Genomic DNA, 19,175 nt, shown 5'->3' with positions numbered 1-19,175 from the left:
GAATTATATTCATTCAACAGAGCCAGTGACCAATATTTATACTCTTGTATTCCACCCAGTCATTAGATACTTTCTTTTCTCCTTACTATCAAGCACTTTCTCACAGCTTTCCCAGTCTACTTTTCCTACGTGTACGTGGTATCTCAATTCAAATGGATGTTGCTTTGGTATTTCGTCAATCTTTTTTCTTGCTTCTTCAACTTCATTCACGGCTACCTTTACCCAAACATCCTCCAAAATATCAGGAATCTGACCAAACAGTTCATGTATGTTTCCTAATCTTTCAGAAAGAATTGAATGAACTTTATCCTCCACGGATCCTTTGTATCTCATATTGTATATATACACTTCATCGTGAACTTGACCTATTCTCTGAATTCTTCCTTTTCTTTGCTCAAGCCTGGTTGGATTCCACGGTAAGTCCAAGTTAATCAATGTTCCCAATGTCTGTAAATTTAGTCCTTCACTTGCAGCATCAGTTCCTATAAGAACTTTCAGCTCATGTTTTTTAACCATCTGCTTTATTTCTTCTTTAGTTCTCTTTTCAAAAATACCATCAATGATTAATCCTGATTTATCTCCGCCAGCATATATTCCAATTTTTTCTTTTGGTAAATCCTTTGATAAATTTTCTGCTACCCAATAGGCTGAATCAAAAAACTGTGAAAATATTATACATCCTCTTTCAATCCAATTATCTTCTATAAGTAGCTTAAGCAGCAGTTGATATTTAGGGTCTTTCTCTTTATTGGCATCAAGTGTCTCTATAAATCGTATTAAACATTCTCTTTCTTCTTCAGTAATATTTTTTATTTCACTTTGGGTAGAAGTTTCTTCAAGGCAATCTTCATTTTCAAAATCATCTTCTGATGTAATACTTCCCCAGTTATTAAGCATCTTTTCTGCTGTATTCCTACCAGCAATCATTGTACTTCCTACCCTCTTAAGAAGCAATGTTTTAAGAAATCCTCCACCCTTAACTCTTTTCTGAAGAAGTTTAGAAAATTCCTCTGCATATCTATATGCTTCCTGTAAATATGGTGGTAATACTATTGCTTCATCATCTTTTTCGCCCATTAACTTTACTTTAACTGCTTTAAGATATGTTTCTCCAGTTTCGGGATTTATTGTATTTTCAAGAAAATCTCTTGTCCTTCTTACTATATGTCGTATAAACGGATTATGCTCTGTCATGAAATTATCATCAATAATTCTTCTAATTCTTCTTTGATCTGGTCCACTTAATCTATTTATAGCTTCTGGCTTAATAACAAATTGGTCTTCTGCCATATCTAATTGTGTCCTTATACGCCCAAATGTCATTTCTCCCTCATGAGCTGGTGGGAAAGGGTTTCTGATCCAATCTATTACTTCTGGATTAAAGCGATCAAGGACTTCTCTTTCCATAATTAAATCTATAGCTCTTCCAGGATGTTTTCTCCACATACTTAAACTACTTCCCAATACGCTATCATTGGCTTGAGATAGAATATTTAATAAATCCCATGCTTCAATAGGATACAATTGCACTGGTGTAGCTGTTGCTAATAGCATACTCTTTGTTTTGTTAGATATTTGAAGTAGAAACTTCATTAAGTTATTAGGATCTGGTTTAGCATCTTCTTTTCCTGGAATATACTTCTTTCTTCTTGCCCTGTGTGCTTCGTCAACTATTACACATTCGTACTCCAAGGATAGCAAATGCTGAATAGATTCAGAACCTGCTGTAATAAGTCCTTGAGATATAATTCCTACTCTTCTTGGGCACTTCTTAATTCCTGCATCTCCACTACTTGGGTAACGAACTCCATTCTCATCAACCCACTCACGACCTGTCCATACTGCTGACGGCATATCAAGCAATGAATTTATTTCATCTTGCCACTGCCAAAGTAATGTTTTAGGGGCAATTATTAACACTGGTTTGTCTCCATACAAAGCCATCAATTGTGCTGATAAAGCCAGCTGAACTGTTTTTCCTAATCCCACCATATCTGCAAGTATATATCTTGCTCCATAAGGCTTTTTATGGTCATTAAAAGCGAGATTTACAAAGAACTTCTGATGTTCCCATAAGCCAAACTCTCTTCTATATACTGGCGCTTCTATAACTGTTGAAGCAGCTTCAGGCTTTTCCTTCCATTCATCAACTGAATATATAACTTTTCTTTCAGATATTCTTTTTATATCCTCAATTATAAAGTCAGAAAGAGGAACAGCATAAGGGCTGTTCCAAAAATAATCAAATTCTTCTTGCACCCAATCTATAGCTTCTTGTGAATCATCTTCCCAAAGCATTTCATAATTTAATTTCCAGCCCGAATAGGTTTCATTTACACTACCCATAAATGCGGTTTTCTTGCCATCATTAAGGGTAATAACACCTGCTTTACCGTGAATTAAACCAAATACATCGTTAGGAATAACTTTTATATTCAATTTACCACTTTTTATAAGGTCATATAACTTTTTTAATCTTTTTGGAGCATTAGCATAGATTTCTTCAGGCTTTGCATTGCACCACTCTCTTCTCATGGAGTTTATTGCAGCACTCGCAGTCTTTACATCATCAATCTCCATTTCAGAGTTGCATATGAGCCTAACAGACCCCTTCATTTGTTCTATAGCCTCACCTGCTACTTCAAATATAGAAGAACTAAAATATCCTGCTATTCTATCATAAGCTAAAGCTCCCTTTAGCTTTTTGTTTAAGAAGGCTTCATCTAACTTTTTTCTCCGTGAAGAGTAACGATTTATCATATAAGCCCTCCTAACTATACTCCATCGTTTTTAATTAACTCTCGAAGTAATTTTGCATAGTTAGCCTCTTGTTGCCAATGACTCATATTTTCTATATTCCCAAGAGTAGCTATATAATCAAGTATATCTATTATGGTATTTCTTTGTTGCCAGTAGTTTGGTAATTCATTTTTAAGCCAGTTTCTTCCCTTGGATGTATCTTCTTCTTTTATTGATTGATGTAATGCTGCTAATACATTACGAAGCACAGATGATCCAAATCTATCGCTATCTCCCATCCCTCTCATACCAAATTCTAAAGCTGTCTTTAATCTTGCTTGATTCGCTTTTGTACTTGCAAGCAAATCCTTATATTCTCTGACACCAAATCCTCTTGCTAACTCTTGATAAGCTCCTACTTGATATACTCCATCTTTTTCAAGATCAAGTCCTTTAATATAGAATCTTTCTTCTGGAATAAGTAGCTTCCATGTAAATTGATCAAATCCTGATGGTATAAGATAATCATACGCTATTTTTACCGCTTCTTTGATGATCTTTTCAATAGGGGATTCCTCACCTGGTACTCTCGTTTTTGAAAGTTCATATTTTATATCAATATCCTCAATCTGCTTGTATGAAGTTAATACTTTCAATGATGCAGCATAGGCAGCAAGTAAGTAGTCAGCGTCACTAAAGTTAGGATCCTCTTTGTCGTCAAGTTCTCTCATGCTATCAATTTGACGCTTTACCTCTTCCTCAATTTCTGGATAAAGTTCATCCAAGTATGCTGTTACATCTGAAGTTTGTTTTCGCAATATAAGAAGAACAGTACCTTTGACATAATTTCCTTCTTTTAACCCACCTGATTCTGTTTCCGTTGCAATATTCCAAGCAGCTGTAACTTGGAGTCCAGCTGACCATAAAATCATTGTTAAGTCAGCCCAAACACTAACATCTTGGTGAGTAAACATTACTACTTGCATACCATCATCATTCGTGTGGTTTGCTAAATTTTTATATATCTCTACCATGCTATTGTTAAAAGTTTCACCTGTCCCTTTTACTGCTAATACTCTTCTACTATCCGAATACCATTTATTAAAAATCTTTGAAATCAAACTTTTATCCCATGCCAAGAAGAATTCTGATAGTTCATGATAATTTACCGCATCTGCATATGGAGGATCAGTTATCCATAAATCACAATTTTGTTCTATGCATCTCGAATCAATTAGTTCAATTGTACTATTGGAATTAAACTCATAATTTTTTATATCAAGAGTCCAAGATAAATACAATGAAAGTATTGTCCTTGTTGTATAAGTAAACATTGTATTTAAGGCCTGGTTAACAAATGTTGATGCACCCCCGCCACCTTTTCTTGATGATAACCAATAGCATAACTTTGAATTCCAATTTGCACAGCTGTTTATACCCAACAAACTAATAACTCTTTCTTCCTGGTTATTTGCTTTCTGATTTGCAATTTCCATTAATAATCCATGCATCAATAGTTGTCTTGGATTAAATAACTGATGCCAATGGCTCCATCCTCTTTCACGAATAAGTCTTGTCGTTTCACTACCCTCTTCTATTCTACTATCTGGAATATATCCTTTTTCACGCCAAGACAAAAACCTCTCTTCTAACAATTTAATAACCTTTTCTTCTCGCGCTAAATCACTTTCAGTCGGAGCGCAGTAATATGCATTACCATAACAGGCATCCGTTGCAGAAGCAGGTTTTTTTATGACTTCATCCCAAGTTTTATCATTAAATTTCTCAAAATATTTAATACAATATAATCTTTCTTGAAATATATCTTCTTTCAAAGGCACAAAGTCTGTACTGTCCCATTCCCTTAAACCATATTTTAATTTGCCATCATTTGTTCTTCTATCTTTTCTAATTGCCGATATTGGTGTCCTATTTTTACATTTTGGACAGTATAGATTATTATCTTGTATCGTAGCATTATTTTTTGCATTTATAATTTCTGCTTTTGATACTCCTGTTTTTATATCAATATCAAAATTATTCTTAATCTCATTATACTTTAAGATAGCTATAACTTTATCTGGATCATTAATTACCCAACTCGGTGAAAGAGGAACTTTACATCCACATTCAGGGCAAGTGGTCTCGTTACAATACAAATAATACTTTGCTTTCCAACCATATTCATTAGTTTCAATCTTCCATGCATCAATCTGCTTGGTTGCTTCATCAAAAACATCTTCTAAAAATTCTAATAGCTTAATAAATTCCTCTTCAGACTTATTTATTATATTTAAACCTGACCATGTAAGTAATGCAGCTATAGGATTGAGATCAGATCCATAAACGTCACAGCCGATTCTTGCCGCCTCAAATGGTATACTTCCGCCTCCACTGAAACAATCTCCAACTTTAACATTATGACCAAACCTTTTTTTGCTTAATTGCACAATTAATTCTTGGATTGTATTGGCTTCTGTTCCTAAATAACCGTTTATTTCTTGCCATGATAATGAATCTATATTTTCCAATTCTTCAGGCCTACAACAATATTTAAGTTTTTCATCATAAGATAACCTTTTAAAAACAGTTTTTTGAAGATCTTGTTTTTCTGACTTTGATATTCCTCTTTTATATACTATTTTCCCCTTGTCTTCACTGAAGAACCTCTTTTGTTCAGTAGGAGTTAAATTTTTATATATATCCGCAATAGGTATTGTCTGATTCTTTCTATTTAATAACCCAGCTTCATCCATTGATAAAATTTTCAGAAATATTTCTCTATCTTTTTTGGGATTATCACTCGCAGGCATTAGCAACCCCAAAATTATAGATCTTACAAGGATAAGTGGTTTACGCCCCCACCATTTACCAAGACCTGTTAAGGTTTGATTACTGCCTGCTTTTCTTTCCTTATAACTCTCTTTTGATACCTTTGATACAGGAAACTGTACCTCAATAAATGATTTATCATTAGACAATTCTATCACATCCTAACTATTTATCAATTTCCCTTTGTATAGCTAAATCAAAAATATTTAGCTGTTTATTATTCTCTTCAATTGGATTTTCAGTAAGAGCATATCTTATAGCCTTCCTCCAACCTCTCTTATCATTTATGTGTCCTGTGGCGGCATTGGTCATGGTAAACAGCCACCATCGCTCCTCTGGGCTTAATCCAAGCCAATTTTTTATGGCAATGGGTATGACTGAAGGATCACAGTCTTCAATAGCCCATGCAAGAAGAACCATCTCCTTACCGTATAACCTTTGTACAGGCACTTGACCAATACGCCATTTGCCAACAGGAAGTTTTTCCTTTTTAAGCCTTTCATTAAATTCTAATTTTAAAGCATCCTCTATAAGTTTCCACTTGTGCTTTGAAAGCTCTACTTTAGGTCTATCATTAGCATAATCTAACGATTGACTTTCTACGTTTTCTTCCCATTTAAAACGCTCGTAAATAACAATATTATTATTCTGACTTCTTGGGATAACTACTAAAAAGTGATGCTGCGACTCGGATGGTATAAAACCAAATCCAATTGCTTCTTTTCTATCTGACATTACTGAACAATCTCCTGTTCCTTATAATCTTTAAGTGTTTTTTTCTTTTCAGCAACATAGTCAAGGAAGTTTTGACCTGATTCAAACCTTGCCATTCCATATTCAAGGCTTACATTTACCTTTCCTTCACTCATGAAGTTGCTTCTGATATTGTCTATGCTTGCTTCTAACTTTTCAATATCTGCTTTTATTGATGCATCCATTGTAATCTCAATCCAACCCTTTTCATTACTACTTTCATCAACCTTATAAAGTGTAATAATAACATCTGAAATCTGTGCCTTATGCTTTTTAAGTTTAGCAAGTTCATCATAGGTTTCTGCAGTATCATTGGTTTTATGTCTCTTATACAGCTTAAGTGACTTTTGCTTATCTACATTTAATGTTTCACCTTTAGCCCAATCAATCTTCACCTGCAATACATCAGAATAAATTCCTTGAGCTTCGGCTACAGCTAACACAAATGTAGCATTCTTTGGGATGATCACTTCGGAATCGTATATCCCACCATGTTCCTTTGGATTTGAGCCATCAGTAGTAAATTTTATTGGAACTTCTGGTGCTGATTTTAATTCAATTACCTTTTCTTCTCCCTTATCATAAACCCTATACTTTATCGTAATCCTATTTTTCCACTCTACTGGATCTCCAGTTTCATGCTCACCTGTACTATCAACACATATGAATGATAGCTTTAACTCTGTGGTTCTAAATTCATTTATATTTTCAACAAGGTTTGATGCCGCTGTCGCTATTCCTCCTATTTCATAATAAACCTTGTCACCATACTTTGGCAGTAACTTTAATATAACTTCTCCAGTTTCATCATCTCGACGAAGTTCCTGAATCAATACTTCTGTTTTTTCTTTTGGGAATGGTGGCTTTTCAACATATCCTCCATTTTCTCTCCAAACATCTTTTTTAATCATATTATCCTTTAAAGCATCTAAAGCTGAAGGAATATGCCATTGCCATGCTGGATTAGTTGCTGCACGTTCTTTTACATCAATCCAACGCATTTCTTTTTGAGTAAATAGACGATCTTCACATTTCTTTCTAAAATTATCATCACTAATGTGTTCAGTGAACTTTTGTCTTTGCATAAGGACATTTCTTATTTGCTTTTCCCCATTATAGTCATTTCCTGTAAACTCCATAAAAAAGTCAGCTTTTGCAAGTCTATCTTTAGTTGGGTAATATAAGCTAACAAAAGTTTCCCTTGCTGCTTGCAATAATTCCAATTTAATCTTATGCTGCTTTTCTACAGCCTTTTGATACTGTGGATTATTAGCTGGTACTTTTTCTTCTTCCATTCTTCCAAGAATTACACTAATTGCCTTATGCTCCTTTGCTGCACGTATTAGTTTTTCCATAGTACTTCTTTGACCAGATAAAAACATTACTCTATTCTTATAGCGTGCATCATCATAGAACTTTTGTAGTGCTGGATTTAATCCTGATCCTCCTGCATATGGTTCAAATAGAACAAGAAGTACCTTATCCTCTACTAAATTAATCTCATCTATAGCTGGAAATACCTGAACTTTTTGATAGCAGTCATTAATAGAAGGTTTAAACTTTTCCTCAAGAAAAGTCCGAAGTTCTTTCTTTGCGCTATCAGAATCATAGCTATCTACCAGAGAATTTAATTCTGCTATAAGATTTTTAGTATTCTTAAAGAACAATCTTCCATCTCTATCTGTATATAAATACCAAGATTTCATTACAAATTCATCAAGGGCCTTCTTTACACGTGTTATATCCTTATTAGGTTCACACAGGTAACCTATAGTTTCCTGAATGGATAATCCAAGTAGTGCATTTGGTATATCTGCAAGGGATGAAACAAGTATTAATTTACTTAAATCTCTCATACAAGTTTCTCCAAGGCTCGCATCAACTTCTTCTGCTATAGCTTTACCATTTGCAGCTATATCATGGGCTATGGCATTAGTAAGAGACGGTTTAATCTGTGTGATAGCTATAAGCATCTCTGGATCATTTAAATCAAAATCATGTACATTAACAAGATACTTACTTTCTGCCCTTGAAGGATTTCCAGAATATAATTGTGCTACAATTAGTCTCATTAATCTAATAAGTCCTCTTGTCTGTTGGAATCCTGGGTTTTCTTTAAATCTTGCATACAAATCTTTTATTGATGGATGGAAAGGATATGAATCCTTTATACCAACGTAAATCTGTTCAGGAGAAGTGTTTGTGTAACCCATCTGCTTTGCCTCTGTAACAGCCTGTTTGTACGCGCTTGCAATTTCATTTATTTCATCATCTGATGGTAATGTCTTAAAAAGCCTTTTTCTCAAAATGTGATATACTTCATCAGATGTACTCTGAACTGGCTCAATATTTAAGGCTGATCTATTTACTTCATTTTCAAGTTCCTTGAATGTTGATTGTAAAAGCTCACTTCCACTCTCATAAGTTGCTTTTAAATCTGATATAACAAGACATACATTTGAAAGTTCTTCTTTCCCAAGAGCATTGAAAAGATTTGCTAAAGCTGTTGTTGTAATTACAGCTAAATTTGAATCCCCTATTGTTTTTGACTTTGCATTTTCTAAATACGGTGGAAGCTCATCTAAAAGAATTAATAAAGGTTCTCCCTTTAGAAGGTTTATCCATGCCGTTTGCCCAGGAGCTTGAAGTGGTGTGTAGTAATCCTTGAACATTTCTTTTTTACCAAGTTGTTCTGCAATAGCTCCCCATATTCCATATGGCGCATCACTTTCTCTACCTGTAAATGCAACTACTTTGATTTTACCAACATGACTGTTCTTATATTTATCGCCCAATATTCTTTCTCTGTATTCTGGGTGCTTTGCAAGTAGTCCTAAAGAAATCATGTTATGAGTCTTTCCGCCACCCATTGACTGTGTAAGTTTTATAACTCCTGTAGCTCCCTGTCTGTGAAAGCGCTTAAATGCTGTCTCAACTAACAATTTCATTCCTTGTGTTGGAAAGTTTTCCTCAAAAAACTCCACTGGGTTAATACGATTTTCAACAAGGTCAGTTAAATCTAAAACATCATCTCGTTTTGTTTCATCAAATACTGACTCACGTGGCTTACATAATTCAAATAGCGTTTTCAATTTTTAATCCCCTTCCCTACACTTTTTATTCACATTTGCTCCTTAATCTTTAGAGCAATTTCAAGTCTTCTCTTTCCGCACTTTTGCTTTAAAAGTGTAACAAATTCATTATCTTTAAATATTAATGAATCGTTGTTTCTCATAATGCCCTTTAATAATTCGATCATGTTTTTTTCATCAATCCTGTCTTCCCAGTAACTATCAATTATATAATTTATAGCTTCTGCTGCTTCCTTTTGATTCTTAAAAAAGGTTTTTATGTTGTCCAATGAAACACCTTCTCTCATACTTTTATAAAATTCTTATATTTTTTATATACAATCTATATTATACTCTTATAAGTTATTGTAATCAATTGGAAATGGTTATTATTTTAATAGTTGTTTCCTACAAAAAAACTCTTTCAAAACTCCCCCTCTCAACCCTTGATTTTCCTACCTCCTAATTTATTCCTGCAAAAAAAGTCTTTCAAAATTCCCTCTTTTTCTCTTCCTTTTTAATCCTTTTTTAATGCAAAAAATGAAAATAAAGTCGTGCAAAAAAGTAGTTAGGAATTCCCTTCTCACTAAATTCTAATTACTTTTTCCTAAAAAACAAGAGAGAAAGCCAGGTTTCAGCTCCTGATTTTCTCTCTATTTTTTGAACCAATTTTTTATATTTGAACGAGTTTATTTTGATTTGAACAAGTTATTTATAGGGGACATCAATAAGCAAGAAACCAAGGCATTATTTGACTTGGTTATCTAATAATTAAATCTGTATATATTTTCTCAATATTATCTAAAATATCGTAACATTTTTCTGTATATTCTCGTAAATCCTTTTTATTATCTTCTTCTACAAATGAACGGAACTTATTTTTGTCTCGTAGTATTTCACAAAAATCATATCCAGTATTTATTTTAAAATCACATAAGCATTCGTTTAATAAATTCCTTTTGTTATCATATTGTGTTACATTTTTTTGTTGTAACATACTAATCACCTCTTTTGGCTAAACACTCACATTAATATTTATATCCTCTGATTAAATTATAATTCTTCATTAATAATATTGTCCCATATTTATGTAATTCCGTTTTGTCCATTTCATGGTATTTAGATAGCATTTCTTTTAGTATTGTTTTCGGAAGTTATGCTTTCAAGCATTGCGGAACTTAAAAATTTCCAGTTTAGCGTAGCGAATTATTTACAATGAGTAGTGAGTATGATAGTCTTTCAGGAGCGATATCACAGGATTTCTGGGGCATCCCCCTGACATCAAATCATACTCACAGAGGCTCATTGTCAATGATAAACTGGAAATTTTGCGGAAGCTAACTGCTTGAAATTGTAGTTGCCAAAAACATTTATTATCAAGACCCATTAAACACCATATTTTAATTTAAATTCATTATAACTTAAATTCGTAATGACCACTGGTATGGTTTCAATATCAAGTATTTTAGCAATACAATATCTTGTAAAACCTGTGATGAGAGCAAATCTATTATTCTCTATAGCTCGTACTGCCACAGGTATATTAATTTGTTTGCATCCATTATATGTGGCTAATATACCATCTAAATCAATTCTTTTTGCATTAAGGTGATCATTTTCGGTTAAAATTATATCTTTCACAGGTATTTGAATTACTTCCTGTCCCTCGTACCATCTCTTACTATTTACAGTATTTTGCCAGGCAACTGGTGCTTGAACATATTCTTTATCATCCTTGTCTTTGACTTCAATAAACTCATTTTCAATTGATTTTTTCATAAAACAATTGGCTTGCGTTTTAGAGTTATATAACCCTTCCCTTGCATATTTATCTACCATTTTATAAAACTTACGCTTTTTATCAACTAATTTAAATGAAATCTTACAGTCAATATTTCTTACAACACATGCAAGCCTATACCACTGGCCTAACGCACTTTTCAACAACCTTGTCTGTAGTTCCCCACAAAGCTCATTATCTAACTTTTCATACCACTTTTCTTCAAAAAACTTTACAATACCAATATGGTCAGTGCGTATTTCTATATGTTCCACGTTACTTTTGAACTCTATATTTAAAAGTGCCTTTATACAAGCGATAACCTCCATTTGTGTATTGTTTTCAGCAGGACATCCCCCATATGCAACTGTGAATTTCCGAAGTTTTTTCACACAATAGTAAATAAAACTCCAACCGCCTGTTCCATTTGCATATGAGCCATCAACATAAATTATTACTCTACTTTTCACACCCGTATCCTCCAGAACTTTTAATCCTTATTACTCAAAAATTGTTCTTGTCTTTTTGTTATACTTTTCAATATTCTCATTTATCTTGTTTTCTACTTTTGCAGAATATCCTTCCTTTAACCCTGCCAACCTGATTATCTCCCACTTGTTTAAGTATCCCTTTTCCGCATATAATCTTTCGCAAATAAAATTTACTCTTCGTATTTGAAAGTCTTCTACAGTTTCAACAATCTGGTTTATATATTCTTCTGTATTAGGAAGTTTGGCAGAATATTTCTCTAACAAAGCACTTTGTCCAAGCATCCTGCCTAATATACTTTTGGTTATTCTCACGGGTTTTTTATAAGTTTTAAGTAAATTATATACTTCTTCTATTTGCTGCCGTATTAACATATCCCTATTCTCCCAGTCAACCCTTGCTTTGCTACAGTCAATACTTCCCCTGGATATACTTTTAGGCAAGTTATTGTTCAACCATTGTCTATTATTCCTGTAAAACCATGCATATTGCTTTTTTAATATATTTCTTATCTGTGTTTTTGTATATTCAGGATGATTTTTCATAAGACTTAAGAAATCATCTGCGTAAGTGTTTTGGTAATCAATAATACTTTTTAAGTTATCTGTATCTTTATAATAAGTCTCTGATTTCATTGAAGTATTAATTAAGTGCAAAACTCCATTTCGTTCAGCATACTTAACAATTGTTTTTGAATCACACTGCATTAGTTTTGCTAACCCTGTTAAACTATATTTTTGTTCTGCAATTAGTGACTTTAACTTATTTTCCCATACCTCTCCGTAATTCTTGACACGCCCTATTTTAAATTCATCCTCTTTAGTCTTATCAGGACCTTTTCGTGAATAAATAAATCCACAAGAACAAATAAAAGTCCCTACTGGCTTCCTTGTATCGTAATCGGCTGTGATAATGCAGTCGTTTACAACCCTTTCCATGTAATGTCCTGCAGCAGGATTTAGACATGGCCAAGGCCCCTTGTTAAATGGATTATTGTCAAAAGATTTATTAAAGAAATCTTCTACACTGTCACATAAGAACTGAATAAATAGTATGTGTCTTATAGGGTGAATTATTTTTCGCTGCTTTCTGGTTATACTTTTCAACCAACTACTTTCATTTGATTCTTCAAAATTGCTTTGAAGCCTGTCAAGTAAGTCATCACCATAATAGCGTTTAAACTCCTCATATAGTAGCTTTTGCTTCACGAATCCCTTAACAGTTAATAACTGTCTTTGTTTAAGAAGCATGATATACTTATCAAAAACCTTGCTAATATTAAAGTTTAACAGGTTGCTATTCAGAATATACTTTGCTGAATTAGCCACCTTTAAAAGCTGATCTGATAGCTTTTCGTTGCTTTCAAACACTACATTGCAGTCAATATTCCTGTAATCCAATCTAATGAACTGAAGTCTGCTTACAAGCCCACGGTCATTCGGATACTTCTTTAATAAGCACCCATGCTCTGGACAAACTTCTACCCCTTGTATCTGATGTATCCTATGGAAATATGCCTCCCCATAAGTTTTTAAATCAGCAGTTACACACAAGGGACAGTAAAAGAGTCCTTCCTTTTTACAGATACCACCTGCTGCCAAACCCAAAGTTGTATATATACCTTTACCATCCGAATACTTCATATCATTAATAATTTTATTCCTTTTGTCCTCGGTTAAAAACGGAACATATATTGGCAGCAATGTATGTTTAAATAAAAAATAGTTGTTGTCCGTGTACCGTTTATCAGTAAATTGCTTTGAGAAATAGTCTAAATGGCATGGAAACCCAATTGTAGGAATAATCGTATCTGAACCAAACATTTTTTTTATTATTTCTTTATAATTTTGGTAAGACCAGCGTTGATGGTATCTTGCAATAGCACTATATAATATCTCATCATCGTAGGGGTCAGTAAAAGAGCTTAACATTACATATTCACCTTACATTAACAGTTTTCTATTTTAAACTATTATCTTTGCAGCTTTTGATGCTACCAAGATAACTCTCTACAATCTGCTTTGTTATTGGAAGTCTATTGAGGTTCTTCCCTAAAGAGTAATAATTAATACGGTTTTGTATAAGGTTAATAGTTACCCTTTTGTTCTTATCAGACTTCTTAATTTCAGAAATTGCTTCCGAAACTTTTTCTGCCAGCTCAATGTCCTTTTTACTCCAGTCAGCAAAATTAAGTTTGTGTGGTATGGGTTCAGGCAAATTAGCTTCCAGCCATTCCTTATCATTTTTTGCTACATATCTCCATTGCTTTCTTCGATTTAACCTTATTTCACTCCTTGAATGCCCTGGATTACTATTTATATATTCCAGTAACTCATTTTTATAGAGATGCAACAAGTCCTGTTCGTTTGTATTTTGACTATTCATCCGATAACGGTAGGCCTTCTCACCCAATCCCAACTTATCATAAATTCCTAACTTTTCCGCATATACTTTTATACTTTTTGTGGAACAGCCCATAATTTTTGATAGTTTATAAACTCCATAATCTGTATTTTCTATATAATACTTAAGTTTGTCCTCCCATACCTTTCCAAAGGCTTTTACTACGTTTTTAATATATCTGCTGTCTTCAGATTCATCTGGCCCACTGCGGGAGTATATATACCCACAAGAACAGGTAAAAGTACCTTGGGGATTTCCAGTTTGATCATTTTTCGTTATTTTACAATCATCCACAACATCTTTCATATAGTGGTCAGCAACTGGGTTCAGGCATGGCCACGGCCCTTCTCCAAAAAACTTATATTCATTCTCTTCTGCACTAATAAAGCCATCAATACTTCCAAATAAAAATCTAATAAAAAGTAAGTGCTTTAAAGGATGAATAATTTTACTCTTTCTTCTCGAAACAGTAGCAAGCCAGTTAACTGATGAATCTACGTCTACATCCGCATTAACTGAATGCAAAAACTCTTTTGTATGGAAATCCTCAAAATCCTTTATTAAAGCATTTAACCTTATCTTATTCATAACACTTATATAATTCCTTTTATACAGCCTATGCTCATATTTCCTGTATATTAAATCCAAGTTATAGCCATTTAATCTACCATCAATAATTTCCATAATATCTTGGGATAATGTCTTATACTTTTCAAATAAATTTGCATCTACAGGAATTTTTACTTTTTGCAGGTTATCATTTTTCAGGATGTCCTCAATTCCAATAAATTTTCTATTTTTTATACCCTTTGGTAGATCTAATTCCGAAAGCACTTGATTGTGTAGAAGGCATATATTATTAAATGGTATCTGATGAACCCTATGTAAGTAAGGTTCACCATACTTACTTTCATCTTCAGTAATACATTTTTGACAATATTTTATACTTTTAATCTGAAACTCTGTTTGATTATTGATTCCCAACTTATAATTTATATTGCTAATCCCCCCATACTTTATAAAATTTATTACCTCTTTTTTTATCTTATCAGTCAAGAATGGGTGAAATAAGGGATACACAGTATGTTTATCTAAAAAGTATTCAAATGTATATGAGGATACCTTCCTTACTTCATTACAAAAATAATCTAAATTACTCGGCAAAAAAAGTCCCAGATTAATACTCTTTTTTCCAAATAAATCTCTTAATGCACTTTCAATATCTAAATTGAGGTTTCTTTTAAAGTATCTCAAAAAAATATTATAAATTGCTTCATCAGGATATGGATCAAAAAAAAATGGTATCATTGTTTTTCTCCTTTGTATAATTCATCAGGATTCTTTATCAGATTATTTTTTTCTAATACTGAATAAATATCAGAGTCATTCTGTTTTTTTTCTTTGTACATTTTTCTTAAATCTCCATCTTCAATTGGGCTGGACTTCTTTCGCTTTTCAATATTCTCGATCTTCTCCTTAATAAGACTCTTTAAAGCTATCTTCTGGAGTTCTTCAATAGGGGTGCTGGTATCATAGTTTTTTACTATTTCGTCAGCCCTCTCTTTTGCCATATCGCTATCTATATCCCTTTCAAGTAACCATAAATAAATCTTATTAAAAGCAAGCTCGACTTCCTCATTATCTTGTGGTTGCACAGCCTTTTTCTTTTTAGCCTGTAGTATAATATCTTTATGCTTGTCACTGTAAGCATACACATTCCCGTCCTTTTCACGCAAATCCCGATAGAATTCATATTCACCATACGCATTATTTTTCAATGCAACCCTCATTGGCTTTGTCATAATTTTTTCTTCATTTGATACAATTTTTATTAACTCTGGAGTTATAATTTCTTTTTCAGATAGTATTGCCCTTCTCTGGACTGCTTTGTATAATTCAATAGTTAATGCTGCAATCCCCATAGTTTCTTCATACATAGTATCCATAATTTCTTGTGTAAGCTCACATTCATTCTTTGTCCATTGATACTTCCAGATATATGGTAAGAAGGTCTTCCACTCAACATTATTATCCATTCTATTCCAAAATACTTCGCCAGAACCAGATGCACGCCTTGCCTGCCTAAAAGTTCCTCGAAGAACATCAAGAGCAGTATAATTGCCAATTAGAATAATCGGAACTCCAACAATGTTGTCCAAAGTTACTAAAAAATTTAAAATCAAATTTGCTCCAGTCCGTGAATCTAAAAGGTGCTGGATTTCATCGATGATTATCAAGCCGATGGAATAATTTAAAGCAAGTTGTCTCATGTAATGCATCATTGTTTCAACTGATGCCCTTTTTCTTATAATTCTTTCTGCATAATCAGTACCTAGTATACTATCTATAGCCCCAAAGAAATTTATACATAATCCGTTTGGGGAACCCTTTGCAGGACATTCTAATTTCAGCCAGACAATTTGAGTATGGGTAAAACTTCTTTCTTTATATCTTTCGTGGTATATAACTTGTGGATAGCTTGCCAATGCCCTCTCAACCGCTTTGCTCTTACCCACTCCGCTTAATCCAATAATAGCAAAACCCATAGCGGATTGGCTTATTTGAAAGTTATAGGTTTTATAATTCTGAAGATTATTTTTTATTGAATCGTCTTTAAAAATTTCAGATAACATATTTAGTTTTCTCACATTTTCTGGGCTTAAAGGGTTTCTTGAGACATACCCATGTCTTAATACGCTCGATATATTTAAAGCAATTTCCTTGTGTTTCGACAACGGTATAATAATTCTTCTTAAATTTTCAAGTTTGTGTATCCTTATATAGTTTTCTAATTTCCTCTCGCTACTTGTATAATGCGGCACTAATACCATTTTTTTAAGCATATCATTAATACTGCATAAATTAGGAAGTGCCTCAATAAGAGGATTGTTTCTAAACTCATCTATTGGTTGCTCTTTGTAAACTGCTGCTTCGTATTGACAAATGTCACGAATATTCATTCTTTTTCCTCCATTATTTCTTTTAAAATTTCCCCTATGTTGTCATTAGAATAATATTCTGCAATAACGTCAGTTTTAGGTTTTTCAATGTTTTGTATATTTTCATTTTCTTGGTTTAAGAATACAAACTTTTCTTCTTTCCTTACTCTCTCTTTTTCTTCTTTCCTATGCTCTTTCATATCACTTACTTTTAATCTTTTATTATGCTTTTCCACAGTCCGTCCTGACATATCCTTTGCCTTTCCCATGATATTCTGAATTTGTCGGTTCAAATATATATTTGCTTGGATTTGCTCATGTTCATATTTACTTTTTTGCAGACGGTAATTGCTCATTACCTCTTTTACTTCATCATAGGACATACCCTCATATTGTTTGCTTTTACCCAATAAAGCCGCTCTTTCAATAGTCCTTGTTTCGTGATCATAGATATAAATATATGATATATCTCTCTTGTCATACCGAATTTCAATTTTTTTACTTCCGCTTACACCAGCCTTTAAAATTAGGTCATTATATTTCTGGTTTTCAAAATAGTAATATAGCCCTATGAACCTAACCCCTTCTCTGCATATTGTAACTGTCTCTTTAGAAAGTAAATTAAATTTAAAAATATCTTCTTGCACACTCATAAGTTTTCCAGAACAATTCTCAATACCATAGTTCCATAACTCTATTGGAATTGGTCTTACCCCATCTTCTATCATTTCTTTAGTTAGGTTATATGAATCTATCCACCTATGGTTATTCATGTAGAGAACTATGTTAATAACAATTTGTGTAAATTGGTAAATATCAATTATTGCTTCTGTTCTATGGTCTTTTTCGCCTCTTTCCCTGATTTTTTTAGTAACTACCCCATCCAGTAAGAATTCAAAGTGTGAACGTATAATTCCAAATCCCCTTTCAACATTCGGTTTCATATCAGGCCTACTCGAAGCAGTATTTTCTATTGTTATATTTAGGTTTTCTGCTAAACTTTCAGGCATATGCCATTTAAATTCACCCTTGTCTGCCAGAATTATCGAAGGCACATATTTGCACGGCCACTGGTCTTCGGTAATATCAATTCCATATCTTTTGCAAAATGCTACTTTATCTTCTACCATATTTGCCAAAGCCATAGATGCTGCGGTCCATGAAGGATTCTCAAATCCTACGTATAGGCCTGTAATCATTCTACTAAAAACATCAACTATCAAATAAACCACTGCTTTTCCGATTACTTGATTTCTATCGAGTCGACTTACCAAATAGACTTTACTGTAAGAAGCATCAATCTCAAATCTTGAACCTGGGCCAAAAACTTCTGAATTTGTATTAGAAAGTAAAGGTCTATTATTGAGATTGTAATATTTATCACTAAAGCGCCTTTTCTTTTCATTAACTTCATCCTTCAACTTATGATACCAATAATAAAACTGTCCCATAGTAGGATATTTTCCTTCAGGAAACAAATTACCATTCACGCTGAAATACTTCTCCAGCATTAGCTGATAGACTTTAGATAACTTTATTTGTTTGGGGTTGTTATACCATTTTTTAATAGAGCTTTTAAAAATTGTTTCTATATTTTTATCTATGTTAATTCCTTGAATTTGCTCATTTTTATTAGGTCTTCCTCTTTTAGCACCTGTTATCCTTTTTTCTTTACCTTTAAGGCCACATACATCATAATGTGGCAATAGTGCGGTATCTCTCTTGCCACCTTGCCAGTATCTTCTTAAGTATTTGTATATAGAAGGTTTAGAAATATTAAGTTGTTTAATAGCTTTTTTCACAAGATTACCTCTTGTGCTCTCATTGTATATATCTGGTTCATTATCTTCTCTTGCAATTAAATTTATGACTTTGATTGCCTTACCTATCCTTGCTTTATATCCTTCACTGTTATTTTCCTTATCAACATTTTTGAAATATGGATCACTATTCACCCTTATTATTTTGCTATTCTCCAATTTAGTGTGTAGATCGTTAATATGCACTATTTCAGGTAAAGCCTTCGGAGATGAAATATCTATGATAAAGCAATAGGTATAATCTTCTTCTATCCATAAAATTCTTTTAATAGCTCCATCTTCAATATTCTCATTATCTACTACCTGAAATAAGTCGTTCACATAGAATTTATCCATATTCTTACACCAC

General features: G+C 33.1%; 11 protein-coding genes. All 11 read right to left on the bottom strand.

Annotated elements, in window-relative coordinates; genetic code table 11:
• Positions 1-36: 36 nt before the first annotated feature.
• Complete coding sequence (locus CPAL_RS11740; RefSeq protein ID WP_106024684.1) at positions 37-2,760, bottom strand: phospholipase D-like domain-containing anti-phage protein; 2,724 nt, start codon at positions 2,758-2,760, stop codon at positions 37-39.
• Between the two features lie 14 nt (positions 2,761-2,774).
• On the bottom strand, positions 2,775-5,729 hold the full coding sequence (locus CPAL_RS11735; protein ID WP_242976320.1) for an anti-phage-associated DUF1156 domain-containing protein: 2,955 nt from the start codon (positions 5,727-5,729) through the stop codon (positions 2,775-2,777).
• Between the two features lie 7 nt (positions 5,730-5,736).
• Positions 5,737-6,306 (bottom strand): DUF3780 domain-containing protein, encoded by a 570-nt coding sequence (locus CPAL_RS11730; protein ID WP_106024682.1) that lies wholly within the window; start codon positions 6,304-6,306, stop codon positions 5,737-5,739.
• Complete coding sequence (locus CPAL_RS11725; protein ID WP_106024681.1) at positions 6,306-9,416, bottom strand: DUF499 domain-containing protein; 3,111 nt, start codon at positions 9,414-9,416, stop codon at positions 6,306-6,308. The genes CPAL_RS11730 and CPAL_RS11725 overlap by 1 nt, the downstream gene beginning before the upstream one ends.
• Positions 9,417-9,445: 29 nt before the next feature.
• Entirely contained in the window at positions 9,446-9,685 is a 240-nt protein-coding gene (locus CPAL_RS11720; protein WP_207654936.1) for a TIGR04540 family protein, read from the bottom strand.
• 470 nt (positions 9,686-10,155) lie between these two features.
• The gene (locus CPAL_RS11715) at positions 10,156-10,392 is read right to left on the bottom strand and encodes a hypothetical protein (protein WP_106024679.1); all 237 of its coding nucleotides are present in this window, start codon (positions 10,390-10,392) and stop codon (positions 10,156-10,158) included.
• Positions 10,393-10,781: 389 nt separating this feature from the next.
• Complete coding sequence (locus CPAL_RS11710) at positions 10,782-11,645, bottom strand: RNase H family protein (RefSeq protein WP_165815368.1); 864 nt, start codon at positions 11,643-11,645, stop codon at positions 10,782-10,784.
• Positions 11,646-11,675: 30 nt separating this feature from the next.
• Positions 11,676-13,595: a TnsD family Tn7-like transposition protein gene (locus CPAL_RS11705; protein ID WP_106024677.1), complete on the bottom strand. Its 1,920-nt coding sequence runs from the start codon at positions 13,593-13,595 to the stop codon at positions 11,676-11,678.
• Between the two features lie 28 nt (positions 13,596-13,623).
• Positions 13,624-15,375 (bottom strand): TnsD family Tn7-like transposition protein, encoded by a 1,752-nt coding sequence (locus CPAL_RS11700; RefSeq protein WP_106024676.1) that lies wholly within the window; start codon positions 15,373-15,375, stop codon positions 13,624-13,626.
• Entirely contained in the window at positions 15,372-17,027 is a 1,656-nt protein-coding gene (locus CPAL_RS11695) for an ATP-binding protein (RefSeq protein ID WP_106024675.1), read from the bottom strand. Before CPAL_RS11695 ends, CPAL_RS11700 begins: the two co-directional genes overlap by 4 nt.
• The gene (locus CPAL_RS11690) at positions 17,024-19,162 is read right to left on the bottom strand and encodes a Mu transposase C-terminal domain-containing protein (RefSeq protein WP_106024674.1); all 2,139 of its coding nucleotides are present in this window, start codon (positions 19,160-19,162) and stop codon (positions 17,024-17,026) included. The genes CPAL_RS11695 and CPAL_RS11690 overlap by 4 nt, the downstream gene beginning before the upstream one ends.
• Positions 19,163-19,175: the final 13 nt, after the last annotated feature.

It is taken from the genome of Clostridium thermopalmarium DSM 5974 (assembly GCF_002995795.1).
Classification (GTDB): Bacteria; Bacillota; Clostridia; order Clostridiales; family Clostridiaceae; genus Clostridium_H; species Clostridium_H thermopalmarium.
This window is presented reverse-complemented; position numbering and strand designations above follow the sequence as displayed.